Origin of the sequence: Ramlibacter cellulosilyticus, assembly GCF_014297465.1 — a bacterium.
Taxonomy (GTDB): Bacteria; Pseudomonadota; Gammaproteobacteria; order Burkholderiales; family Burkholderiaceae_C; genus Ramlibacter; species Ramlibacter cellulosilyticus.
Window position 1 is genome coordinate 54,272 of the sequence record NZ_JACORT010000011.1, and the last position, 24,554, is coordinate 78,825.

The 24,554-nt window shown below is 71.1% G+C and carries 18 protein-coding genes; 6 read left to right on the forward strand and 12 right to left on the reverse strand.

The features are described 5' to 3' along the window. Positions 1-78 precede the first annotated feature (78 nt). The 12 genes from H8N03_RS21515 to H8N03_RS21570 all read right to left on the reverse strand — a co-directional run bounded on the left by H8N03_RS21515 (position 79) and on the right by H8N03_RS21570 (position 12,016). Entirely contained in the window at positions 79-486 is a 408-nt protein-coding gene (locus H8N03_RS21515; protein ID WP_187078281.1) for a PIN domain-containing protein, read from the reverse strand. Then, positions 470-1,687, reverse strand: coding sequence for a THUMP domain-containing class I SAM-dependent RNA methyltransferase (locus H8N03_RS21520; protein WP_187078282.1), 1,218 nt, complete (start codon positions 1,685-1,687; stop codon positions 470-472). Before H8N03_RS21520 ends, H8N03_RS21515 begins: the two co-directional genes overlap by 17 nt. Positions 1,688-1,811: 124 nt before the next feature. Then, entirely contained in the window at positions 1,812-3,368 is a 1,557-nt protein-coding gene (locus tag H8N03_RS21525) for an RNA polymerase factor sigma-54 (protein WP_187078283.1), read from the reverse strand. A gap of 25 nt (positions 3,369-3,393) precedes the next feature. Beyond that, positions 3,394-4,179, reverse strand: a complete 786-nt coding sequence (gene lptB / locus H8N03_RS21530; RefSeq protein ID WP_187078284.1) for an LPS export ABC transporter ATP-binding protein — start codon at positions 4,177-4,179, stop codon at positions 3,394-3,396. Continuing rightward, positions 4,179-4,832 (reverse strand): lipopolysaccharide transport periplasmic protein LptA, encoded by a 654-nt coding sequence (lptA, locus tag H8N03_RS21535; RefSeq protein WP_187078285.1) that lies wholly within the window; start codon positions 4,830-4,832, stop codon positions 4,179-4,181. The genes lptB and lptA overlap by 1 nt, the downstream gene beginning before the upstream one ends. A 111-nt stretch (positions 4,833-4,943) precedes the next feature. Further along, a complete protein-coding gene (locus H8N03_RS21540) occupies positions 4,944-5,594 on the reverse strand; it encodes a thiol:disulfide interchange protein DsbA/DsbL (RefSeq protein WP_187078286.1) in 651 nt (216 codons plus the stop codon). A 71-nt stretch (positions 5,595-5,665) separates the two neighbouring features. Then, a complete protein-coding gene (locus H8N03_RS21545; RefSeq protein ID WP_187078287.1) occupies positions 5,666-6,325 on the reverse strand; it encodes an SPOR domain-containing protein in 660 nt (219 codons plus the stop codon). A gap of 2 nt (positions 6,326-6,327) precedes the next feature. Continuing rightward, the gene (gene argS / locus H8N03_RS21550) at positions 6,328-8,001 is read right to left on the reverse strand and encodes an arginine--tRNA ligase (RefSeq protein ID WP_187078288.1); all 1,674 of its coding nucleotides are present in this window, start codon (positions 7,999-8,001) and stop codon (positions 6,328-6,330) included. 141 nt (positions 8,002-8,142) lie between these two features. After that, complete coding sequence (locus H8N03_RS21555; RefSeq protein WP_187078289.1) at positions 8,143-8,601, reverse strand: DUF2214 family protein; 459 nt, start codon at positions 8,599-8,601, stop codon at positions 8,143-8,145. Then, positions 8,598-9,530, reverse strand: coding sequence for a LysR family transcriptional regulator (locus H8N03_RS21560; protein WP_187078290.1), 933 nt, complete (start codon positions 9,528-9,530; stop codon positions 8,598-8,600). Before H8N03_RS21560 ends, H8N03_RS21555 begins: the two co-directional genes overlap by 4 nt. A gap of 53 nt (positions 9,531-9,583) precedes the next feature. Further along, positions 9,584-10,768 carry a CaiB/BaiF CoA transferase family protein gene (locus tag H8N03_RS21565; RefSeq protein ID WP_187078291.1) on the reverse strand — a complete coding sequence of 395 codons (1,185 nt, stop codon included), beginning with the start codon at positions 10,766-10,768 and terminating at the stop codon, positions 9,584-9,586. Between the two features lie 294 nt (positions 10,769-11,062). After that, a complete protein-coding gene (locus H8N03_RS21570; protein WP_187078292.1) occupies positions 11,063-12,016 on the reverse strand; it encodes a Bug family tripartite tricarboxylate transporter substrate binding protein in 954 nt (317 codons plus the stop codon). Positions 12,017-12,125: 109 nt separating this feature from the next. Here H8N03_RS21570 and H8N03_RS21575 point away from each other — a divergent pair, with 109 nt between their 5' ends. The 6 genes from H8N03_RS21575 to H8N03_RS21600 all read left to right on the forward strand — a co-directional run bounded on the left by H8N03_RS21575 (position 12,126) and on the right by H8N03_RS21600 (position 24,541). Further along, entirely contained in the window at positions 12,126-13,106 is a 981-nt protein-coding gene (locus H8N03_RS21575; protein ID WP_187078293.1) for an amidohydrolase family protein, read from the forward strand. Between the two features lie 83 nt (positions 13,107-13,189). Beyond that, positions 13,190-18,688, forward strand: coding sequence for a CHAT domain-containing protein (locus H8N03_RS21580; RefSeq protein WP_187078294.1), 5,499 nt, complete (start codon positions 13,190-13,192; stop codon positions 18,686-18,688). An 87-nt stretch (positions 18,689-18,775) separates the two neighbouring features. Further along, positions 18,776-19,459 (forward strand): haloacid dehalogenase type II, encoded by a 684-nt coding sequence (locus H8N03_RS21585; protein WP_187078295.1) that lies wholly within the window; start codon positions 18,776-18,778, stop codon positions 19,457-19,459. A gap of 16 nt (positions 19,460-19,475) precedes the next feature. After that, positions 19,476-21,674, forward strand: coding sequence for a malate synthase G (locus H8N03_RS21590; protein WP_187078296.1), 2,199 nt, complete (start codon positions 19,476-19,478; stop codon positions 21,672-21,674). A gap of 132 nt (positions 21,675-21,806) precedes the next feature. Beyond that, positions 21,807-24,296 carry a DUF1631 family protein gene (locus H8N03_RS21595; protein WP_187078297.1) on the forward strand — a complete coding sequence of 830 codons (2,490 nt, stop codon included), beginning with the start codon at positions 21,807-21,809 and terminating at the stop codon, positions 24,294-24,296. Between the two features lie 23 nt (positions 24,297-24,319). Next, positions 24,320-24,541 (forward strand): cysteine-rich CWC family protein, encoded by a 222-nt coding sequence (locus H8N03_RS21600; RefSeq protein WP_187078298.1) that lies wholly within the window; start codon positions 24,320-24,322, stop codon positions 24,539-24,541. Positions 24,542-24,554: the final 13 nt, after the last annotated feature.

The window sequence follows — 24,554 nt, forward strand, 5'->3', positions numbered from 1 at the left end:
CACAAAGGTAGCGCGTCCCTGGGCACGGCAGGTCGGCGCGCGGGCGCGACCGGCGTAGGAAACAGTCGCTACCGCGCGTTACGAGGCCCAGCAGGGAAGTGCCTGCACCTCGAGCTGCGCGAGGCGCTTGCGCATGCGCAGCACCTCGTAGTCCTTGCTCAGCAAGGTGCAGCGGTGCGCGACGGCGAGGTCGATGAATTTCTGGTCGTCGGGGTCGCCGCAGGTGACGGGTGCCTTCTGCGGCACGTCCTGCAGGCGCGCGTGGCGGTCGAAGTCCTGCAGCACCGCGTCGGCGCTGCCGCGGTGGAAGAGCACGCGCGCGGCGAGCTTCGGGTACGCGAGCACGCGGGCGAGCTCCTCGCGCATCGCCGCCGTGGCCAGCCAGTGCATCGCACCCGCTTCGAGCCCGTCCTTCAGCGGCAGCGCCTTCGGGTCGCCGAACACCAGCAGGTCCAGCACCACGTTGGTATCAAGCACCAGGCGCATCGGGCTTCCTCGCCGAGCCGGCGACCATGTCGAAGCGGAACAGCCGGCACTCGATCGGGCCGTTCCACATGGGCACACGCCGCGACTCCTTCAGGCGCATGCGCGAAGGCAGCTTGGGGTCGGGCACCAGCACCCAGGCGGTCCAGCCGGGGAAGTTGCGCTTCCAGTGGGATGCGAGCTGCGCGAAGAAGTCGCCGGCCTGCTCCATCTGCGCCTGCTCGCGCCCGCCGCGGCCGCGTCCGGCGACGCCGGCCACTTCGATGCGCTCGCCATAGGGCGGGTTGAGCAGCAGGACGCCGGGCGTGTCCGAGGGCGGCATGCGCTGCAGGGCATCGCCGCCGCGCAACTGCACGGCGTGGGCGACGCCGGCGCGCTCGGCGTTGCGCTGCGCGAAGTCGACCATGCGGAAGGCCACGTCGCTGCCGAACACGGGGGCCGTGGGCGCGCGGCGTGCCGCCTGCGCCTGGGCCTTCAGCGCCTGCCAGTCGCTCGCCGCATGCGGCTTCAGCCGCTCGAAGCCGAAGCGGCGCAGCAGCCCCGGCGCGATGTTGCAGGCAACCTGCGCGGCCTCGATGGCGATGGTGCCGCTGCCGCAGCACGGGTCGTACAAGGGCACGGTCGCGTCCCAGCCGCTGGCGGCGATCATGGCCGCCGCGAGCGTCTCCTTCAGCGGCGCCTCGCCCTTGTCCTCGCGCCAGCCGCGCTTGAAGAGCGGCTCGCCGGAGGTGTCGATGTAGAGCGTGACGTGCTCCGCCGACAGGTGGGCGAAGATGCGCGCGACGGGCCGCTGCGTGTCGACGTCCGGCCGCACGCCGCCGCGGTTGCGGAAGCGGTCGGCCACGGCGTCCTTGATGCGCAGCGCGCCGAAGTTCAGGCTCTTCAGCGGGCTCTGGTGTGCCGTGATCTCGATCTTGAAACTGTCGCGCGGCGTGAACCACTCTTCCCAGGCGACCGCGCCGGCCGCTTCGTACAGGTCCTGCTCGCCGCGGTACGGCTGGTGCGCGAGCTGCACCAGCACGCGCTGCGCCAGGCGGCTGTGCAGGTTGAGCTTCATCACCTCCGGCCAGGTGGCGAGCAGCTGCACGCCGCCACGGGCCGTGCGCACGTCGCGCGCGCCTTCGCCGCAGATGCGCGCGACTTCGTCGGCCAGATAGGTTTCCACCCCGCCGGCGACGGGAAGGAAGAGAGGCAGCTGTTTCATCGTCGTTGTTCGGTGGGGCGTGCGATGCCGGGGTCCGCTGGCGCGGAACCCAGCCTACGCCCGTGGGCCAATTCTCGTTCCGTAGGCTGGGTTGCGCGAAGCGCACCCCAGCTTTGCAGCGCCCTCACAGCTCCTTGCGCAGGTTCGCAGGCGCGATCCGCAGCGCCTCCCGGTACTTTGCCACCGTGCGCCTTGCGCACTCGATCCCCTGCTCCTTGAGCATCTCGGAGATCTGGCTGTCCGACAGCGGTTTCTTCGCGTTCTCGGCGGCCACGAACTGCTTGATCAGCGCGCGCACCGCCGTGCTCGACGCGTTGCCGCCGGTCTCGGTGCCGAGCGCGGAGCCGAAGAAGTACTTCAGCTCGAAGGTGCCGAAAGGCGTGGCCATGTACTTGGCCGTGGTCACGCGCGAGATGGTGGATTCGTGCAGGCCGAGCTCGTCGGCGATCTCGCGCAGCACCAGCGGGCGCATCGCGAGCTCGCCGTGGATGAAGAAGTTGCGCTGCCGCTCCACGATCGCGCTCGACACGCGCAGGATGGTGTCGAAGCGCTGCTGGATGTTCTTGATGAACCAGCGCGCCTCCTGCAGGCGCTGCTGCAGCGCCTGGTGGCCCTCGCCGCGGTGCGCCTTGAGCGCACCGGCGTACACGTCGTGCACGCGCAGGCGCGGCACCACGTCGGGATTGAGCTGCACGCGGAAGTTGGCGCGGGCGCCGCGTCCCACCTGCGTGACGATCACGTCGGGCACGATGATGTTGCGCTCGGCGTCGACGAAGCGGCGGCCGGGCTTGGGCTCCAGCCGCGTGATCATGGTGATGGCGGATTTCACCTGCGCGTCGCTGCCGCCGCACAGCTGGGCGAGCCGCTTCACGTCGCGTTTCGCCAGCAGGTCCATCGGCTGCTGGCACACCTTGATCGCGAACGGGCACACCTCGTCGCCGGGCGTCGCCTCCTGCATGGCGCGCAGCTGCAGCATCAGGCATTCGGCCAGGTTGCGCGCGCCCACGCCCGGCGGGTCCAGGTTCTGCAGCAGGCGCAGCGCCACGGTGAAGCGGTGCACCAGCTCTTCCTGCTGCTCGAGGTCGTCGGGCGCGAGGCTGGCGGCAATGTCCTCCAGCCGCTCCTCCAGGTAGCCGTCGTCGTTGAGCGATTCGATCAGGTAGCGCAGCGCGACGCGGTCGAGCTCGGACAGGCGCAGGGCCAGCGCCTGCCGGTGCAGCCAGGCCTGCAGCGACTCGTTGCCGCGCGCCAGGTCGGTCGCGTCGACCTCGTCGTCCTCGCCCGCGTTGCGGCGCGCGGCAGGCGCTTCGCCGCCCCATTCGCCGTCGTCCGGCACCGTCTCCGTGGTGCCGTCGCCTTCCCAGTTGGGCGCCTGGTCTTCGCCGAAGTCGGGCGTCTCCGACTCCGCGGAGGACGTGGAGGCCGTCTCCATGCTCGCCGTGCTGCCTTCGTAGGCAGCCTCGTGTTCGCCTTCGTCCGGCGCGCGCGCATCCGCGGCGGCGACGCCGAACTCCTCGCCGACGTCCTCCACCTGCACTTCGAGGAAGGGGTTGTCGTCCAGCATCTGCTGGATCTCCTGCCCCAGTTCCAGGGTGGAGAGCTGCAGCAGCCGGATGGACTGCTGCAGCTGCGGCGTCAACGCGAGGTGCTGCGAAACGCGCAGCGACAGTCCCTGCTTCATACTGACAGCGGTCCTTGTTCCTGCCTCACATGCGGAAGTGCTCGCCGAGGTACACCCGGCGCACGTCGGCGTTGTTCACGATCTCGGCCGGCGTGCCCTGCGCCAGCACGCGGCCCTCGCTGATGATGTAGGCGTGGTCGCAGATGCCCAGCGTCTCGCGCACGTTGTGGTCGGTGATCAGCACGCCGATCCCGCGCGACTTGAGGAAGCCGATGATGCGCTGGATCTCGATCACCGCGATCGGGTCGATGCCGGCGAAGGGTTCGTCGAGCAGGATGAAGCGCGGCTGCGTCGCGAGCGCCCGCGCGATCTCCACGCGCCGCCGCTCGCCGCCCGAAAGCGCGATGGCCGGCGAGTCCCGCAGGTGGTCCACCCGCAGGTCCTGCAGCAGGCGCGTGAGGCGCTTCTCGATCTCCTCGCGCGACAGCGCGCGGCCCTCGGCGTCGCGCTGCAGTTCGAGCACGGCGCGCACGTTGTCCTGCACGTTGAGCTTGCGGAAGATGGACGCTTCCTGCGGCAGGTACGACAGCCCCAGGCGCGAGCGCCGGTGGATCGGCATGTGCTCCACGGCCTGGCCGTCGATGGCGATCTCGCCGCCGTCGGCGCGCACGAGGCCGACGATCATGTAGAAGGACGTCGTCTTGCCCGCGCCGTTCGGGCCGAGCAGCCCCACGACCTCGCCCTTGGCGACGGACACGGACACGTCCTGCACCACCTTGCGGCCGCCATAGGACTTCTGCAGGTGGCGCGCTTCCAGCCGGCTGGCCACTTCCGTGGCCGCCCCCGCGTGCACCGTCTCGGCGTCTCCCATCAACGCGACTCCGGTGCGAGGCTGCTGGCCGGACGCAGGCGCGTCGAGGCGGCCGGACGCGGCGCCGATGCGGCAGCCGCGGCGGCGGACGCCGAGCCCGGCGCGGCCGAGGCCGCTGCACGCGGGGCGAGCGTGGCACGCACGCGGCCGCCGGGGTTGGAGGGCGTGGCCGCGGTGGTGCCGCCATCCACGGTGAACTGGTCGTTCGTGTTGTCGTAGGTGATGACGGAGCCGCTGGTCTCGTCGTTCACGGTGGCGCCGCGCAGGCGCCGCATCTCGGCGCGGCCGATGAAGCGCACCTTGTCCGCCTTGCCGTCGTACTCGATGCTTTCGGCCTCGCCCTCGATGAATTCGTCCACGCCTTCGCGCTTCTGGCGGAAGTAGGCCTGCTTGCCGGGTTCGGCCGTCACCACGCCGAACTGGTAGCCCTCCGGGTCCTGGCGCACGGTCATCTTCGCGCCGCGGATCACGATGCTGCCCTTGGTGACCACCACCTTGCCGGTGAAGATGCTGGTCTGCTGCAGGTCGTCGTAGCGCAGCGCGTCCGCCTCGACGTTCATGGGCTTGTTGCGGTCCGCGCGCTCGGCGCCGGCGGGTGCGGCGACGAGGGCGAGGGCGAGCGCCAGGGGAAGCAGTGCAGTGGTGTTCTTCATAGAGGCACGATTCTTGCTGGCATTGTAGCGATCGCGGACGAAAAAGCCCGCATGCGCGGGCTTTTTCCGTGAGGCCGCACGGCAATGCGTGCGGAATCGACGCGCGGCGGCTTATTTGCCGGTGCGGGCCTGGGCGACCAGGTAGTCGACGATCTGCAGGGCGCGGTCCATGTTGCCGGCCATCGTGCCGTCGGTGTAGTACTGGCCGGCGATGCCGAGGGCGGGCACGCCATCCACTTCGTACTGGTCCTGCAGCTGGCGCGCGCGGCGCGCCTTGTTGGAGATGGCGAAGGAGTTGTACAGCTCCTGGAACTTCGCCTTGTCCACGCCGTTCTTCTCCACGAAGGCCAGGATGAGGTCCTCGCGGTTGGTCGGCTGCTTGTTCACGTGGATCTCGTGGAACACCTTGCTGTGCAGGTCCTCCACCTTGCCCATCGCCTCGAGCGTGTAGTACAGGCGCTGCTGCGGCACGAAGTCGTCGCGGAAGGCGACGGGCACGCGCCGGAAGGACACGTCCGGCGGCAGCTTCTTCAGCCACGCGTTCAGCTGCGGCTCGAAGGCGTTGCAGTGGGGGCACGCGTACCAGAAGAACTCCACCACCTCGATCTTGCCCGCGGGGGCTTCCACGGGGACCCTGTTGCCCAGCGCGCGGAAGTCCTTGCCTTCCTGCAGCTTGCGCTGCGCCAGCGCCAGCTGCGGCACGCCGAGGGCGGCGGCGCCCAGCACGATGGCCGTGGCGGCCGAGAACTCGCGTCGATTCATTTCCTGCTTTCTCCTTGAAGACGGTGGGAGCGCCCCGGCGGTGCTTGGTTCCGCCGCCGGGCGGCGCCGCGCTACCGCTGGACGCGGACGAGCGCCGTGTCGAAGCCGCCGGCGTCCAGCTTTTCCTTCTGCCGGTCCGCGTCGTCCTTGCTGCTGAACGGGCCGACGCGCACCCGGTACACCTGGCGGCCGGCCTGCTCGCGCTCCGTGACCTTGGCCTCGATGCCCATGAGGGACAGCTTGGCGCGCTGCGCCTCGGCGTCCTCGGGGGTGCGGAAGGCGCCGGCCTGCACGAAATAGAGGAAAGGATCGCTGCCGCCGCCGGCGCGCGCGGCCGCCAGGTCGCCCAGCGGGTCGGCGGGCGCGGGACGGCCGGTGACGGCGGGTGCGTCGGGCGCCTTGGCGGCGTCCTTCGGCTTCTCGGGCACGACCGCTTCGGAGGCCTTGGCGGAAGGTGCCGCGGCCGTGCCCGGCGCGCTGGCCGCCGGCATGCCCGGCGCGGGCGGCAGGGCCTTGGCCGGGTTCTTGCCGTACAGGGGCGCGTTGGGGTCCCAGTTCTGGTTCTTGCGCGATTCCGCCGCATCCTGCTCGGGCGAGCGGCTCGGGCCCTTGTTCAGGAAGGGCACGGGCACCTTCGTGACGTAGACCGCCACGGCGAGGGCCGCCGCGAGGCCCAGCACGATGCCGATGATGATGCCGACCAGGGTGTTGCCGCGTTGCTTCAGTTTCATGCTCACATCTTGGCCGGGGCACTCACCCCCAGCACAGCCAGTCCATTGTGCAACACCTGCGCGACGGCAGCCACGAGCGCGAGGCGCGCGGTCTTCAACCGGTCGTCATCCACCAAAATGCGCTCGCTGTCGTAGTAGCTGTGATACGCCGCCGCCAGCTCGCGCAGGTAGAAGGTCACGTCGTGCGGCGCGAAATCCACGGCCGCGGCCGTGAGCATCTCCGGGTAGCGCGCCAGCTGCAGCATCAGGTTCTGCGCCGCCGGGTGCTCCAGGGACGACAGGTCCGCGCCCGCCAGGCCGGCCGGGTCGCCGCCCCAGGCCGCCAGCACCGAGCAGATGCGGGCGTGCGCGTACTGCACGTAGTACACGGGGTTGTCGTTGTTCTGCGCCAGCGCCAGGTCGACGTCGAACACGTATTCGGTGTCGGGCTTGCGCGAGAGCAGGAAGAAGCGCACCGCGTCCTTGCTGGTCCACTCGACCAGGTCGCGCAGCGTCACGTAGCTGCCGGCGCGCTTGGAGATCTTCACCTCCTCGCCGCCGCGCATCACGCGCACCATGGTGTGCAGCACGTAGTCGGGGTAGCCCTGCGGGATGCCGACGCCCGCTGCCTGCAGGCCGGCGCGCACCCGCGCGATCGTGCCGTGGTGGTCCGTGCCCTGGATGTTCACCACCTTGGTGAAGCCGCGCTCCCACTTGGTGATGTGGTACGCCACGTCGGGGACGAAGTAGGTGTAGCTGCCGTCGCCCTTGCGCATCACCCGGTCCTTGTCGTCGCCGTAGTCGGTCGACTTCAGCCACAGGGCGCCTTCGTGCTCGTAGGTCTTGCCGGCGTCGCGCAGGCGCTGCACCACCGCGTCGACCTTGCCGCTGGTGTAGAGGCTGGACTCGAGGTAGTAGTGGTCGAAGCGCACCGCGAAGGACTGCAGGTCCAGGTCCTGCTCGTGGCGGAGGTAGGCCACGGCGAACAGGCGCATGCCGTCCAGGTCCTCGACGTCGCCGCTGGCGGTGAACTCGCGGTCGTCGGACTTCACGGTCTTCTTCGCCAGGAAGTCGGCGGCGATGTCCGCGATGTAGTCGCCGTTGTAGGCCGTCTCCGGCCACTGCGGGTCGCCCGGCTTGTAGCCGCGGGCGCGCGCCTGCACGCTGATCGCGAGCGTCTGGATCTGCACGCCCGCGTCGTTGTAATAGAACTCGCGGTGGACGTTCCAGCCCTGCGTGGCGTAGAGGTTGCAGATGGCGTCGCCGAGCGCCGCCTGGCGGCCGTGGCCCACGTGCAAGGGCCCCGTGGGGTTGGCGGACACGAACTCCACCAGCACGCGCCGGCCGTGCAGGGGCTGCTGGCCGAAGCCGGCCCCCGAGGCGAGCACCTCGCGGACCACTTCCTGCTTGGCGGCGGTCTTGAGGCGGATGTTCAGGAAGCCGGGGCCCGCGATTTCCACCGCGTCCACCCAGCGCTGGAAGGCGGGCGTGGCCAGCAGCGCGTCGCGCAGCGTCTCGCCGAGCTGGCGGGGGTTCTTCTTCAGCGGCTTGGCGAGCTGCATCGCCGCCGTGCAGGCGAGGTCGCCGTGCGCGGCGACCTTGGGCAGTTCGAACGCGGCCTTGGCGCCTGCCCCGGGCGACAGCTGTTCGAGCCCGGCCGCGAGGGCGGCGAGCAGGTCTTGTTTGGCTTGGAGCATCGGGGGATTTTACGGGGGGCCCTCCGGTGGGGTTCGCTGGCGCTCACCTTCCGCGGCTTTCGCCGCGCCACCCTACAAGGCGGACCCCCTGTAGGGTGGCGACGCGCCGCGTCGGAAGGTGAGCGAAGCGAACCCCACCGATCAGCCCTTGCCGCCGAAGCCCCGCGCGAGGAACGCCGCCGCCAGCGGGATGACCGGAATGATGTGGGCCTGCAGCATCACCAGCTTGCGCGCGCGCTTCACCTCGTCTTCGGTCGGCAGCGTCCCGTTGGCCCGCAGCGCCTTGCGCCACCGGATGAACCGCAGCGTCGGCGCGATCGAGATCAGCGCGACGACGACGAACAGCGTGAGCTTCAGGTGCAGCAGCCAGTTGCCCCAGTACCAGGACGCGCCCTTCGTGCCGAAGTAGATCCGGACGAAGCCGGTCACCAGCACCGCACCCGCCGCGATGCCGTAGATGCGGTCCACGGTCACGAGGCGCTCGACGACCTGCGCGTTCATCCACTGCGGCCGGCACAGCGCCGCCTCGCTGCTGATGAACACGACGAGCGCCAGGATGGCGGAGATGTGGAGGTACTGGAGGATCGCGTCGAGGGTCATGGGCTGGGTCCCGCCCGCCAGAACTGCGGCTGGGCGTAGTGGTGCTTGAGGAAGTCGATCCACAGGCGCACCCGCAGGGGCAGGTGCTTGCGCTGGGGAAAGACGGCGTAGATGCCGTTGGGCGGCGCGGCGAACGCGGCGAGCACCTCCACGAGGCGCCCTTCGGCGATCTCCTGCTCCACCTCCCAGGTGCTGCGCCAGGCGATGCCGAAACCCTGCACGCACCAGTCGTGCAGGACCTGCCCGTCCGAGCAGTCCAGCGGCCCGGCGGGCTTGAAGTGCGTGATCTCGCCCTCGCCGTTCTTGCCGGGCAGCAGGAAGGCCCAGCCGCGCGTCTGCGAGGCATCGCTCGAGAGCGTGAGGCAGTCGAAGCGCGCGAGGTCGTTGGGGTGCTCGGGGGTGCCGTGCCGCTGGAGGTAGCCGGGCGTCGCGACGCACAGGCGGCGGTTGTCCGCCATGCGCACGCTCACCAGGGAGGAATCCGGGAAGTCCCCCACGCGCACGGCGCAGTCGAAACCTTCCCCCGCGAGGTCGACCACGCGGTCGCTCAGGTTGAGCGAGATGGTCACGTCGCTGTGCAGCTCGCGGAAGCGGGGCACCAGTGGCGCGACGTGGCGGCGGCCGAAGCCCGCCGGCGCGGTGATGCGCAGGTGGCCACTCGCCTTCACGCCGCCCGCACTCACGCTCGCTTCCGCGTTCGCGAGGTCGGCCAGCAGCCGCTGGCAGTCCTCGAGGAAGGCACTGCCCTCGTGGGTGAGCGTGATGCGCCGCGTGGTGCGCACGAGCAGCTTCACGCCCAGGCGCTCCTCCAGCGCGTCCAGCCGGCGGCCCATGATCGCGGGCGCGACGCCTTCGGCGCGCGCGGCGGCGGTGAGGCTGCCGCGGGTGGCGACCGAGACGAAGGATTCCAGCTGCTTCAGCTTGTCCATGCCGCGCTGATTATGCGCGTGCAGGTCAGCAATCCGGCGCTGTCGGGCGCGGATTAGCCTTGGCCGGACAGGCGCGCGATGTCTTCCGGGCTGTATCCGAGCTCGGCCAGCAGCGCGGGGCCATGCTCGTTGAGGCCCGGCGGCTGCAGGCGCAGGGACGGGCGCTGCCCATCGAGCGTCAGCGGCAACAGCGGCACGCGCGTCTCGCGGCCGTCCTGCAGCCGCAGCGGCGCCAGGCCGCCCGTGGCCTGCAGGTGCGGGTCGTCGAACAGCTGCTCCGGCTGCGTGATCGGCGCGAACGGCAGCCCGTTCTTCTCGAACACCTCGCTCAGTTCCGCTGCCGTGTGCCGGGCCAGGCGTTCGCGCAGCAGCGGGATCATCCAGTCGCGCGCGTGCACCCGGTCGTTGTTGGTCTTCAGGCGCTCGTCGGCCAGCAGGTCGGCGTAGCCGAACGCCTCGCAGAACACCTTCCACTGGCCGTCGCTCACGGCAGCCAGGAACACCTGCTCGCCGTCCTTCACGGTGAACACGTCGTAGACGGCCCAGGCGGAGATGCGCGCCGGCATGGGCGCCGCGGGCTTGCCGGTCGCGGCGAACTGCATCATGTGCTGCGCGACGAGGAAGACGTTGTTCTCGAACAGCGCGCTCTGCACTTCCTGGCCGCGGCCGGTCTTCTCGCGTTGCGCCAGCGCGGCCATCACGCCGATGGCGCCGAACATGCCGCCCATGATGTCGTTGACGCTGCTGCCCGCGCGCAGCGGGTCGCCGGGGCGGCCCGTCATGTAGGCGAGCCCGCCCATCATCTGCACGACTTCGTCGAGCGCGGTGCGGTGGTCGTAGGGCCCGGGCAGGAAGCCCTTGTGGCTGACCGAGATGACGCGCGGGTTCAGCTTCGAAAGGGTCGCGTGGTCCAGGCCCAGCTTCTTCATCGTGCCGGGTCGGAAGTTCTCGCTCACGACGTCGGCGGTCGCGATCAGCCGCAGCGCGGCTTCGCGCCCCGCGGGCGTCTGCAGGTCCAGCACGATGCTCTTCTTGTTGCGGTTGAAGAGCGGGAAGAAACCGGCGCCCGACCCGAGCAGGCGCCGCGTGTTGTCGCCTCCCGGCGGCTCCACCTTGATCACCTCGGCGCCGAGGTCGCCGAGCACGAGCCCGCAGGTGGGCCCCATGACCATGTGGGTGAATTCGACGACGCGCAGGCCCGCGTAGGGCAGCGCGTCGGGGATGGGTTCAGGAGGCATGGCGCATTGTGCGGCAGCCCCCGGGAGCCAGGGCGGCAGGGAAACGGGCCTGCGTTGGGCCGAGAAGGGGGTGCAGGCTAGGCGTGGGCGCGGGTCAATCCTTCACGGATTGACCCGTGACCACAACGACGCATGCACCCCCTTATCGGCCCAACCCTCCGGGCCGGGGCTTGGGAGCGTGCCATGCGTTGTTGCAGGCTCCTTGTGTAGTGGACTACACGGCCTCGCCTGCGCCTAGCCTGGCACGCTCCCAAGCCCCGGCGCAGGCCCGTTTCCCTGCCGCCCTGGCTCCGCTCATTCGGCCTTGAAGCCTGACGCCTTGATCGGCGCTTCCCAGCGCTTCAGGTGCGCGACCTGCGTCGCGGCGAGGTCCGCGGCCGGTGCGTGGTTCGGAACGAGGCCGAAGACGTAGATCTTTTCCTGGATCACCGGATCCTTCAGCGCGTCGGCGACGGCGCGGTCGATGCGGTTCACCACGTCCGCCGGCATGCCGGGCGGGCCGTACAAGCCGAAGAAGGCATCGGCCGCCATGTTGATGCCCTGCTCCTTCAGCGTGGGCACGTCGGGCAGCGACTTGGAGCGCTGCTCGCCGGTCACCGCCACGATGCGGACCTTGCCCGCCTTGTGGTGCTCGATGGTCTCGGAGGCCGTGTCCACCATCAGCGGGATCTGCCCGCCGATCAGGTCCTGCGCGGCCGGCGCGCCGCCGCGATAAGCGACGTGGGTGAGCGGCGTGCCGCTCGCCTGCCCCAGCAGCAGGCCGGCGAAGTGCGGCACCGTGCCGGCGCCGGAGGTCGCGTAGTTGGCCTTCGTCGGGTTCGCCTTCATCCAGGCGAGCACCGTCTTCAGGTCCCCTTGCGGGGCGCCGGGCCCGGCGGTGACGGCGAAGTCGAAGGTGACGATGCGCGAGACGGGCGTGAAGTCCTTGACCGGGTCGTAGGGCAGGTTGCTGTACAGCCAGGGCGCGATCACCATCGCGCCGCTCGGCGAGAGCACCAGCGTCTGGCCGTCCGGCGCGGCGCGCTTGAGCTCGCCCAGCACCAGGCGGCCGGCGGCGCCGGGCTTGTTCTCCACGATCACGTTCTGGCCGAGCGACACGCGCATCTTCTCCGCCAGCAGGCGCGCGATCACGTCCGCCGAGCCCCCGGGCGGGAAGCCCACCAGGATGCGGATCGTGCGGTCCTGGGCCAGGGCGGCGGGGGCGGCGAGCGCGGCGCCGGCGAGCGCGGCGAAGTGGCGGCGTTTCATTGTCTTGTCTCCTGCGAGGCGATTGCTTAACAAGTTAAACACTAGACTAAGGACCGCGGCGCGCCCATCCGGTCGCACCCTGAGCAGGTGATTCCAAGGAGACAAGCCAGTGACGGTCATCGACGTCCACACGCACATGTTCACCACGAAGTGGCTCGAACTGCTGCGCGACAAGAGCGGCATCTACAACATCCAGACCCGCCCCGACGGGCAGAAGGAGATCTTCCGCGGCGACACCCCGGTGGTGATCCCGCAGAAGGGCCACTTCGACTGGGAGCTGCGCATCCAGCACATGGACCAGGCGAAGATCGACGTGTCGGTGGTCTCGCTCACCTGCCCCAACGTGTACTGGGGCGGCGAGGAGGTGAGCGTGCTGGCCGCGCGCGAGGCGAACGACAACGTGGCCGATGCGCAGTCGCGCTACCCGGACCGCATCCGCTGGTTCGCCTCGCTGCCCTGGGAGTACCCGCAGCGCGCGGTGGAGGAGCTGGAGCGCAGCTGCGCGAGAGGCGCCGTCGGCGTGATGGTGCTGGCCAACGTGGCGGGCAAGAGCCTCACGGACCCGATGTTCGCGCCGGTCTGGAAGGCGATCGATGCGCGCAAGCTGCCCGTGCTGGTGCATCCCACCGACCCGCCGGGCGTCGACTTCATGGACATGACCAAGTTCGACCTGAGCTGGTCGGTCGGCTTCATGTTCGACACGACGCTGGCGATCACGCGCATGATCTTCGAAGGCTTCTTCGACCAGTACCCCGACCTGAAGATCATCGCCTCGCACGGCGGCGGCACGCTCCCTTACCTGGTGGGGCGCTTCGAGAAGGGCGACGAAGTGGAACTGCCTTCGCGCCGCCAGATGAAGCGCAAGCCCACGGACTACCTGCGCCACATCTACTACGACAGCATCACCTACGACCTGCGGCCGCTGCAGTACCTCATCTCGGTCGTCGGCCACGAGCACGTGATGTTCGGCACCGACTGGCCGCACTGGGTGCACGACACGAAGGGCGCGTTCGCCAATACCGGCGCCCTGCCGGAAGCGCAGTGCCGCGCGATCCGGGGGTCGAACGCGCAGCGCATCTTCGCGCTATGAAGGCGCGCTGAGCGCGCGTTGACGGGCCACGCCGGCCTCCTCCATACTGGCCGCGCGCCTTCCGGGCGCGAGGGAGGAGCGCCATGGGCACCACGGGAACGCCCGGCCCCGCTCCGGCCGGGCCCGCGCCCGCCGGGAGGGAATTCACCTTCGAACTGGCCGGCGAGGAGATGCCGGCGGTGCGCGGCCGCGGCGGCCCCGGTGCCGTGCGGCAGGCCGTGCGGCTGGCGTCCACGCGCGGCGACGCGAAGCCCGTCACCGTCAAGGCACGCACCGGCGAGCACGTGGTCCGCCTGGCGATCGCAAACGGTCCCACGCTGATCCTCGCGCCGGACAGCGCGCACGCCCTGCTCGCGGCACAGCGGCGCGACAAGCGCCGCGAGGCGTCCGCGGCCAACGGTCCCGTCGTCGTCACGCCGCAGCTCGCCTGGCGCGGGCCGGATGCGGGTGCCACGCGCGGCTTCACCGACTGGCTGGGGCAGGCGACGCTCGAAAGCTTCGAGGTGCTGGGCGACGTCGCGCCGGACATCTCCCCGGACCTCGCCGAAGAAGCAGCCGCGCGCGTGCTCGCGCAGAAGCTGGATGCGCAGGTGGTCCCGGGCCTCTACCGCCTGAAGGCCGACCGCTTCGACCAGTCGCTCAAGGATGCGCACGAGCAGCCCCTCCCCCACCTGCAGCCTCCCGCGAACGGACAGGCGATCCTCGTGCTGGTGCACGGCACCTTCGTCGAGAGCCACGGCACCTTCGGCAAGCTGTGGACGGCGCAGGCCGCGCAGGTGCGGCGCCTGTTCGAGCGCTACGGCGAACACGTCTACGCCTTCGACCATCCCACGCTGGGCGCGAGCCCCGTGGCCAACGCGCTCGCGCTGGCGAAGGCGCTGCCCGCCGGCACGCGGCTGCACCTGCTCACGCACTCGCGCGGCGGGCTCGTCGCCGAGGTGCTGGCACGCGCGTGCAGCGGAGTGGTCCCCGCGCGCCAGGACCTCGACGCGCTGGTGCCGGACGATGCGGCGGACCTCGAAAAGCTGTTCGCCGAGGCGCGCGGCAAGGGCCTGCGCGTGGACCGCATGGTGCGCGTGGCCTGCCCCGCGCGCGGCACGCTGCTGGCGTCGCGCCGGCTCGATGCGTACCTGTCCATCCTCACCTGGGCGCTGCAACTGGGCGGGCAGCAGGTGGCCGGGGCGCTCGTCGATTTCCTGCACGGGATCGCGAAGAAGCGCGCGGACCCGAAGGTGCTGCCCGGCCTGCGGGCCATGATGCCGGACAGCGAATTCATCCGCTGGCTCGCGGCGCAGGCGGCGCCGATCGAAGGCGACCTGCGCGTGGTGGCCGGCGACATGCAGGGCGACTCGGTGCTGTCCTGGGTGAAGACGCTGCTCGCGGATGCCTTCTACTGGACCGACAACGACCTGGTGGTGCACACGCGCGCCATGTACGGCGGCGTGCCGCGCGGCGCGATCGGCCAGGGCGGCAACGCACGCTTCCTCCTGGACCGCGGCGGCAAGGTCTCCCACTTCAACTACTTCAGCAACGTGCGCACGGCCACGGCCGTCGTCGACGCGCTCGTGCAGGACGCGCCCGCAGGCTTCGACGTCATCGGCCGCAACTCCTGGGCCGGGCTGGACGCGAGCGGCACGCGTGGCGCCCGCGCCATCCAGCGCTCCGCCGGCTCACCCGCTGCGCCGGCGGCCAGCCGTCCCGCGGTGTTCGTGCTTCCCGGCATCCTGGGCTCCAACATCCGGCGCGACGACGAGCGCATCTGGATCGGCTGGAACTTCATCGATGGCCTGGTGAAGCTGGCGTGGACGCCCGAGACGGCCGGCCGCTTCCACGCGGACGGCCCGGTCGCCGACGTGTACGACGGCCTCATCGAGCGGCTCGCCGACACGCACGAGGTGATCGCCTTCGCCTTCGACTGGCGGCGCCCCATCGAGGACGAGGCCGAGCGCCTCGCGGACGCGGTGGATGCGGCGCTCGCCGCGCGCAGCGCCAGCGGCCAGCCGGTGCGGCTGCTCGCCCACTCCATGGGTTCGCTCGTCGCGCGCACCATGCGCCTGCAGCGCCGCGACACCTGGGACCGCATGATGCGCCGCGAGGGCGCGCGCCTCGTGATGCTCGGCCCGCCCAACGGCGGCTCCTGGGCGCCGATGCAGGTGCTCACGGGCGACGACGGCTTCGGCAATGCGCTGGTGGCGTTCGGCGCGCTGTTCCGCAATGCCGAAGCCCGCGCGGTGCTCGCCGGGCTTCCCGGGCTGATGCAGCTGCAGGCAGGCTTGAACGACCCGCAGCTGCAACTGCACCTCGCGAGCACCTGGGCGGACCTGGCGAAGAAGGACATCGACGCGCTGCTGCGCTACAACGCATGGCACCAGCCCGACGCGCAGCGTGCCGTCTACGGCTGGTCGGCGCCGCCGCAGGCGGTGCTCGAACGCGCCGCCGCCCTGCGCGCCCGACTCGACGAGCAGTTGCAAGGCCTGCACGCGGACGCGTCCCGCATGGCGATCGTCGTGGGCCGCGCGGGCTTCACGCCGGCCGGCTACGCGCTGACCGACGCCGGCCTGGAATACGTGGCCGCGCCGGAAGGCGGCGACGGCCGCGTGCCGCACCGCAGCGCGCAGCTGCCCGGCGTGCCCATGTGGCAGGTGGACGCGCCGCACGGCAAGCTGCCGGAGACGGCGGAAGCCTTCGCCGCCTACCTGGAGCTGCTCACGGACGGCAGCACGAAGCGGCTCCCGCGCATGGATGCCATTCCCGACACGCCCGTGTCCCGCGAGCGCGGCGGCGGCACGCAGCGTTCCGCGCTCGCCCCCGCGCACAGCCGTCCTTCGCGCCGCTTCGAGGACGTGGCGCCGCCCGCCTCTCCCTCGGACCTCATGGACGCCGGCGCCGCCCGCGAGCGCCCCGCGAACGCGCAGGCGCTCGCCGTGCGCGTCGTCAACGGCGACCTGCAGTTCGTGCCCGAGCCGCTGCTGGTGGGCCACTACCGTTCGCTGCAGCTCACGGGCTCGGAGAAGATCGTCGACAAGCTGGTGGACGGCGGCATGGCGCGTTCCATCGCCACGGGCCTCTACCCCGACGCGGTGGGGACGCACCAGGTCTTCGCCAACGAGCGGCGCAACCCGAAGAACCCGCTGCAGATGGCGCGCCCGACGGCGGCCGTGGTCGTGGGCCTCGGCGAGGAAGGCAAGCTCACCGCGGACAAGCTCGCGTTCACCATCCGGCAAGCCGTGCTCGCGTTCGCGCAGCGCATCGCCGACGAGCCGGGGGCGGCGCCCGCGACCTTCGAGCTGAGCGCCACGCTGGTGGGCAGCGGCGGCATGCGCATCACGCCGGGAACGGCGGCGCAGTACGTGAGCCAGGGCGTGATCGACGCCAACGAGAAGCTCGCCACCACGCGCGGCTGGCCCCGCGTGGCGCGGCTCACGCTGGTGGAACTCTTCCTCGAGCGCGCCACCGAAGCCTGGCACGCCTTGCGCCAGCAGCAGGCCGCGTGGGGCGGGCGCCTGCGGCTGGACGGCCAGGTGGAAGTGGAACAGGGCGCGATGCGGCGCTCGCTGGACGCCGGCTACCGCAGCACCACCTACGACTTCATCAGCGCCCTGTCGCAGCGGGACGCGAGCGGCAACGTCTGCATCGCCTACGACCTGGACACGCGGCGCGCCCGCACCGAAGTGCGCGCCCAGCATGCGCAGACGGGGCTGGTGCGCGAGCTCGTCGCCACCGCGTCCAACCAGGCGAACACCGACCCGCTGATCGGCCGCACGCTGTTCAACCTGCTCGTGCCGGCGGAGATCGAGCCCTACCTCGCCGGCACGAACGAGATGGTGCTGGAGGTGGACGCCGGCACGGCCGTGATCCCGTGGGAGCTGCTGAAGTCCAACCCCGACGCCATGCAGGAGGACACGCGTCCCTGGGCCGTGCGCAGCCGGCTGGTGCGCAAGCTGCGCACGGAGAACTTCCGCGAGCGGGTGATGGATGCGACGCCGGACGACGCGGTGCTGGTGATCGGCGAGCCCGCCGCCCCGTCCGACTACCCGCCGCTGGAAGGCGCGAAGGCCGAGGCCGAAGCCGTGATCGCGCACCTCGACGCCCAGCGGCCGCGGGTGGACGTCAGCGCGCTGGTGGACAACAACGACGCGCGCACCATCATCAACGAGCTGTTCGCGCGCTCGTACCGGATCATCCACGTGGCCGGCCACGGCGCGCCGGGGCCGGAAGGCGGCGTGGTCCTGTCCGGCAACACCTTCCTGGGCGCCAAGGAAGTCGCGGCCATGCGCACGGTGCCGGAGCTCGTGTTCCTGAACTGCTGCCACCTCGCGCACCGCGACGTGAAGGACCTGGGCCGCACGCACGACCGCGCGCGCTTCGCCGCCAATATCGCGGAGAAGCTGATCGAAGCCGGCGTGCGCTGCGTCATCGCCGCGGGCTGGGCGGTGGAGGACGGGCCCGCGGAGGTGTTCGCCACCCGCTTCTACGACGCGGTGCTGGCGGGCGCCCGCTTCATCGACGCCGTCGGCGCCGCGCGCGAGGCGGCCTGGCGCGCCAACCCCAACGGCAACACCTGGGCGGCGTACCAGTGCTATGGCGACCCCACCTGGAGCTGGCGCCGGTCGCAGCCCAGCGAACGCGAGCCGGTGGCGAGCCGCGAGGAAGGCCCGCTCGCCTCCGCGTACGGCGTGGCGCTCGCGCTGGAGAACCTGGTGACCGAGGTGCGCTTCGGCTCGCGCACGCCGCAGGCGGCGCTGGACCGCGTCCGCGCGCTGGAGTCGGAGCACGCCGCACGCTGGGGTGCGATGGGCAGCGTGGCCGAGGCCTTCGGGCTCGCCTACGTCGCCGCCGAAGCCCCGGAGCAGGCCCTCGCCTGGCTCGAGCGGGCCATCGCGGCGGAGGACGGCGGCGCGACGCTGCGCGCGGCGGAGCAGCTCGCGAACCTGCGCGCGCGCCACGGCGAGAAGTCGGACGACCTGGCGGCGGTCCGCGCCGGCATGCGCGAGCTGCGCCGCCTGGTGCACCTGCACCCCACGCACGAGCGCATGAGCCTCCTCGGCTCGGCCTGCAAGCGCCTGTCCATGGTGGCCTGGCGCCAGGGCGACGCGCCGGCGGCGGCCCGGGCCGCGGCCAACGGGGCGAAGTGGTACCTGCAGGCGCAGGAGCGGGCCACGGCGGCCGGCGCGCTGGACGTGTTCTATCCCGCGCGCGCTGCGCTCATCTGCGAGATCGCCGCCGCCCTCATGCAGAAACGCGCCCCGGAGATCACGGAGGAGCGCCTGCAGGCCGTGGAGGCCATGACGCGCGCCGCGGCGACGGCACGCCCCGACTTCTGGTCCGTCGCCGGGGTCGCTGAGCTGCAGATGCTCAAGGCGCTGCGGGCCGGCAGCGTGCTGGACAACCTCGACGGCGTGCTGGCCGAGCTGCGCGACCTGCAGGAGCGGGTGCCCTCCGCGGACAACTGGGATTCGGTGCACGCCGAGGCGCGCTTCGTGCTGCTGCCCTACCTCGCGCGGGAGCCCGGCGAGGACGAGTGCAGCGCCGTCCAGGAGCTGCTGGACATCCTCAAGGGCTATGCGGGCACGGAAAGCTGATTCCCGCGCATTACCGGCATCCAGGTCATCAATTCCAGCACTTCCCGGCCATGAATGACGCCGGAAGTTCGGAATACAGTCACCACCATGGAAAAACCGCGCGCGGTGCTGTTCGACGCCTATGGGACGCTGTTCGACGTGTACAGCGTCGGCCTGCTCGCGGAGCAGCTGTTCCCGGGCCACGGCCAGGCGCTGTCGGTGCTGTGGCGCGACAAGCAGATCGAATACACGCGCCTGGTCACCACCAGCAACGACGGCGCGCACTACCAGCCGTTCTGGGAGCTGACGCTCGCCTCGCTGCGCCACGCCTGCAAGCGCCTGGGCCTCGCGCTGAACGCCGAGCGCGAGCAGCAGCTGATGAACCAGTACCGGCACCTCTCCGCCTTTCCCGAGAACCGGGAAGTGCTGCAGGCGCTGAAGGCCCGCAAGGTCGCCACCGGCATCCTGAGCAACGGCGACCCCGAGATGCTGGGCATCGCCGTGCGCAGCGCGGGCCTGGAAGGCCTGCTCGATCACGTCCTGAGCGTCGACGGCGTGCGCCGGTACAAGACGCACCCGGACGCCTACCGCCTCGGCACCCAGGCCACGGGCCTGGCCGCGTCGCAGATCCTCTTCGTCAGCTGCAACGGCTGGGACGCGCTGGGCGCGACCTGGTTCGGCTACCGCACGCTGTGGGTGAACCGCTACCAGCTTCCCTTCGAGGAACTGGGCACGCAGCCCACCCGCACCGGCAGCACCTTGCGCGACGTGCTCTCGTTTTTCCCATCCTGATCTCCGGAGAACAACCATGACCGACAAGACCACGATCCACGGCCTGCAGGTGGACAGCGCGCTCAAGCGCTTCCTCGACGAACAGGTGCTGCCCACGGTGGGCGTCGCCCAGGAAAAATTCTGGCAGGGCTTCGACCAGATCGTCCGCGATCTCGGCCCGAAGAACGCGGCGCTGCTCGCCGAGCGCGACCGCCTGCAGTCCGAGCTGGATGGCTGGCACAAGAAGAACCCCGGCCCCATCCGGGACGCCGCGGCCTACCGCGCCTTCCTCGAGAAGATCGGCTATCTCGTGCCGCAGCCGCAAGGCGCGAAGGCAACGACGAAAAACGTGGACGCGGAGCTCGCGCTGCAGGCCGGCCCGCAGCTCGTGGTCCCCATCCTGAACGCGCGCTATGCGCTGAATGCGGCCAACGCGCGCTGGGGCTCGCTGTACGACGCGCTGTACGGCACCGACGTCATCCCCGAGGACGGCGGCGCCGACAAGGGCCCCGGCTACAACGAAGTGCGCGGCGCCAAGGTGATCGCGCGCGCGCGCCAGTTCCTGGACCAGGCCGCGCCGCTCGCGAACGGCTCGCACGCCGACGCCACCGCGTACAAGGTGGAAGGGGGCCAGCTCCAGGTGGAACTGAAGGGCGGCAAGTCGTCGGGCCTGAAGGATCCCGCGAAGTTCGTCGGCTTCCAGGGCGACGCGAACGCGCCTTCCTCCGTGCTGCTGAAGAACAACGGCCTGCACCTGGACATCGTCGTGGACCGCAAGCACGCCATCGGCCAGACCGATGCCGCGGGCGTGGCCGACGTCGTGGTGGAAGCGGCGCTCTCCACCATCCTGGACCTGGAAGACTCCATCGCCGCCGTCGATGCGCAGGACAAGCTGCTGGCCTACCGCAACTGGATGGGCATCCTGCAGGGCACGCTCACCGAGCAGGTGCACAAGGGGGGCAAGAGCTTCACGCGCGGACTGAACCCGGACCGCACCTACAAGTCTCCGAAGGGTGACGGCGAAGTGCGCCTGCACGGCCGCTCGCTCCTGTTCCTGCGCAACGTCGGCCACCTCATGACCAACCCCGCCATCCTGTGGGACGGCGGCAAGGAGATCCACGAAGGGATCATGGACGCCGTGATCACCACCGCGATCGCGATGGTCGACCTCCAGGGCAAGGGCCAGAACGGCATCCGCAACTCGCGCACGGGCTCCATCTACATCGTGAAGCCCAAGATGCACGGCCCCGCGGAAGTGGCGTTCGCCTCCGAGCTGTTCGGCCGCGTCGAGCAGCTGCTCGGCCTGCCGCAGGACACGGTGAAGCTGGGCATCATGGACGAGGAGCGCCGTACCAGCGTCAACCTGCAGGCCTGCATCGCGGCTGCCCCGGCGCGCGTGGCGTTCATCAACACCGGTTTCCTGGATCGCACCGGCGACGAGATGCACACCGCGATGCACGCGGGACCGATGATCCGCAAGGGCGACATGAAGTCCAGCGCCTGGATCCAGTCGTACGAGAAGAACAACGTGCTGGTCGGCCTCGCCTGCGGCCTGCGTGGCCGCGCGCAGATCGGCAAGGGCATGTGGGCCATGCCCGACCTGATGGCCGCGATGCTGGAACAGAAGATCGCCCACCCGAAGGCCGGCGCCAACACGGCCTGGGTGCCCTCGCCCACGGCCGCCACGCTGCACGCGCTGCACTACCACCAGGTCGACGTGGCCGCCGTGCAGCAGGAACTCGAGAAGATCGACGCGGCCGCCGAGCGCGAGAAGCTGCTCGCCGGCCTGCTCACGGTGCCCGTCGCCGCCGAGGCGAACTGGACGCCCGAGCAGCGCCAGCAGGAGATCGAGAACAACGCGCAAGGCATCCTGGGCTACGTGGTGCGCTGGATCGACCAGGGCGTGGGCTGCTCCAAGGTGCCCGACATCCACAACGTCGGCCTGATGGAAGACCGCGCCACGCTGCGCATCTCCAGCCAGCACATCTGCAACTGGCTGCTGCACGGTGTCGTCACCGAGCAGCAGGTGCGCGAGACGTTCCAGCGCATGGCCGCGGTGGTGGACAAGCAGAACGCGGGCGACCCGGCGTACCGGCCGATGGCGGGCAACTGGGACACGTCGTACGCGTACCGCGCCGCGCTGGACCTCGTGTTCCAGGGCAAGGAGCAGCCCAGTGGCTACACCGAACCGCTGCTGCATGCCTGGCGCCTCAAGGTGAAGGCCGCCGCACGCTGAGGGGCGGGATCGCAGGTCGTCGGCTCCCGGCGACCTTCCATCCCTTGCACGATGTAACACCAGTCACGAATCGGGCGCGCGTGAAGACTTGAGGTGTCATTCGTCGCGCGCGTCCCTAGACTGCGCCGTGTCATGGCCGCTATCCCCGACACGGCACGCCAGTGCATGGACCTCGCCATCGCGGCCGCGCCCGCGATGCTGCAGCGCGCGCTGGACCAGGCCGTCGCCGTCCTGCAGGAAGAAGAACGCCGCTGCACCGGCGTGGCGGAGCGGCGCGAGCTCGCCGATGCCTGGCTGGAGCTCACCCGCCGGCGCGCCGACTGGTCGCAGCGTTTCCCCGCCCTGCTGCGCGACATCGCGCAGCGGCCGTCCCGCGCCGCGCCCGTCGCGGTGGCTGCCACGGCGGACGACGACCGCTTCGGCGGGCTGAGCCTGCTGGACGAGAGCACGCTGTCGCAGGAGATCGAAAGCTCCCGCGTGCTGCAGCTGCTCGCACCGCGCCTGGAGCAGCCCCTCGCCGAGTTCGACGCCCTCATGAGCACGGCCCTCGGCCTGGGCACCGTCGAGCCCGAGCGCAACCCGCTGCGGCCGCAGGTGTTCGCGCAGGCCCTGCGCGACCTGATGCATCCGGCCGTGGAGCCGGCCTGGCCCAGGATCTGGAGCCAGCACCTGGCCGAACCCCTGGCACGCGAGATCGCCACGCTGTACCGCGACGCGGTGAAGCTGCTGCGCGCCGCGCGCCTCACCGAAGCGACTTACCGCGTGTTGCCTGCCGCACCCAGTTCCACCAAGCCCCCCGCTCCTGCTCCCGCCCGCGCTTCGGGCGGTGGGGGCCCGGGTTCATCGGGTCCCGTTGCGTCCGGCGCGCCTGGAGCGGGTCCTTCCGGCGGGTCGGGTTCCGGTACCGGCCCGGGCGGTGGGTCCGGCCCCGGCGGTGGTTCCGGCCCCGGCGGCGCCGCGGGCGCAGGCGCCCCCGGCGGCAGCATCGAGCAAGCCCTCGGCAGCAGCGGCGCCCTCGGCGGCGCCGCATGGGCGGACCTTTCGAACTACGGCCTCGGCGACGAGCTGTTCCAGCATTTCCTCTTCTCGCGCGCGCAGCCCTCGGCGCAAGCGCTGGCTCCCGCGTTCTTCGCGAAGGTCGACGCGCAGCTGCAGGCGATCGAGACGGCCCTGGAAAGCTTCGAGCCTTTCGATGCCGAGGCGGTCGCGCGCAACCGCGGCCTGTCGCCGGTGGAACGCAGCCACCGCGACGTCGGCACGCAGCGCGAACTGGAGACCACGACCTGGGGCCGCTGGGCGCCGGCGCGCGAGCGGGCGATGCACCGCGCGCGCCTCAAGAAGGAAGCCCGCCAGGTCGGCCAGGTGCTGGGCCTGGAAGTCGTGCGCAAGCTCGTGGACCAGGTCGCGCGCGACCCGCGCCTGCTCGCGCCCGTGCGCGAGGCCATCGTGGCGATCGAGCCGGCGCTGGCGAAGCTGGCGCTCGTCACGCCGCGCTTCTTCGCGCAGGAAGACCATGCGGGGCGGCGGCTCGTCGAGCGCGTCGCCGAACGCAGCTTCCGCTACAACGACGAGTTCGCGAGCGACTTCCAGGAGTTCTTCGCCGACGTCCGCACCACCTTCCGCGCGCTCAACGAGCAGCAGGTGCAGGACGACCGCCCCTTCGGCCAGGCCCTGCAGGAACTGGAGGAGCGCTGGACCGGCGAGGACAGCGTCGAGGAGCGCGGCCGCCAGGTCGCCGTCGACGCGCTGCACTTCGCGGAGGCGCGCGAAGCCGAAGCGGCGCAGATCGCGTGGAGCCTGTCGCAGCGTGCCGACCTCGAAGGCGTGCCCGCGGTGGTGCAGGACTTCCTGTTCGGCCCCTGGTCGCTGGTGATGGCGCACGCGCGGCTCACCGACGCGCAGAAGCAGGTCGACCCGGGCGGCTGGAACAGCGTGATCTCCGACCTGCTGTGGAGCGTGAAGTCGGAGCAGACGCTGCGCGACCCCGCGCGTCTCTTCAACACGCTGCCCGGCATGCTGGAGCGCCTGCGCGGCGGCATGAAGCTGATCGGGCAGGAGCCGGCGGACCACGAGACCTTCTTCCAGGCGCTGGAGAAGCTGCACCGCCCCGTGCTCAAGCTGCGCGCGCGCACGCGCCATGCGAACCTCGCGGTCGGCAACGAGCCGCAGCTCGATGCCGCGCTGCTCTCCACGCAGCGGCAGCAGCCCAAGGCGCCCGCGGGCAACCCGTGGCTGACGCCGAGCGAGCTGCAGGCCGCCGGCTTCGACGAGCGCCCGAGCGCGCCGGCGCCGCTGGAGGAGGCCTCGGGCGAGGCGCCGGGCGACGTCGACGTCACCGGCGTCGTGGCCGCCCTGCACCAGGGCTGCTGGGTCGACCTGCATGCGCGCGGCAAGTGGCGCCGCGCCAGCCTCACGTGGGTGAGCCAGCGCGCGACCCTGTTCATGTTCCAGAGCCACGGCGGCGAAGTGCACACCATGACGCGCCGCAGCCTCGAGCGCCTCGTGCGCGAGCGGCAGCTGCGTCCCGTGGAGGCCGGCGCGGTGGTGCCGCGCGCTCTCGACGCGCTGTCGCAGCGCGCGCAATCCGCCGCCCGCAAGCGCGAAGACCCGGTCCTCGCGTAGCGGCGGGGCGCTAAACTGCGCCCGTGCCGAACGAAGCCAGCTCCCCCGCGCCTTCGCGCTGCCCGCTCTGCGGCGCCGCGAACCGCTGCGCCATGGAGCTCGAGCGCGAAACCGGCCTGCCGCAAGGGCCCTGCTGGTGCACGCAGGCGGCGTTCGGCGCCGACCTGCTCGCGTGCGTCCCGCCGGAAGCGAAGGACCGCGCCTGCATCTGCCAGAACTGCGCGCGCGGCGCCGCCGCCGCGTGAGCGGCTCCGGCAG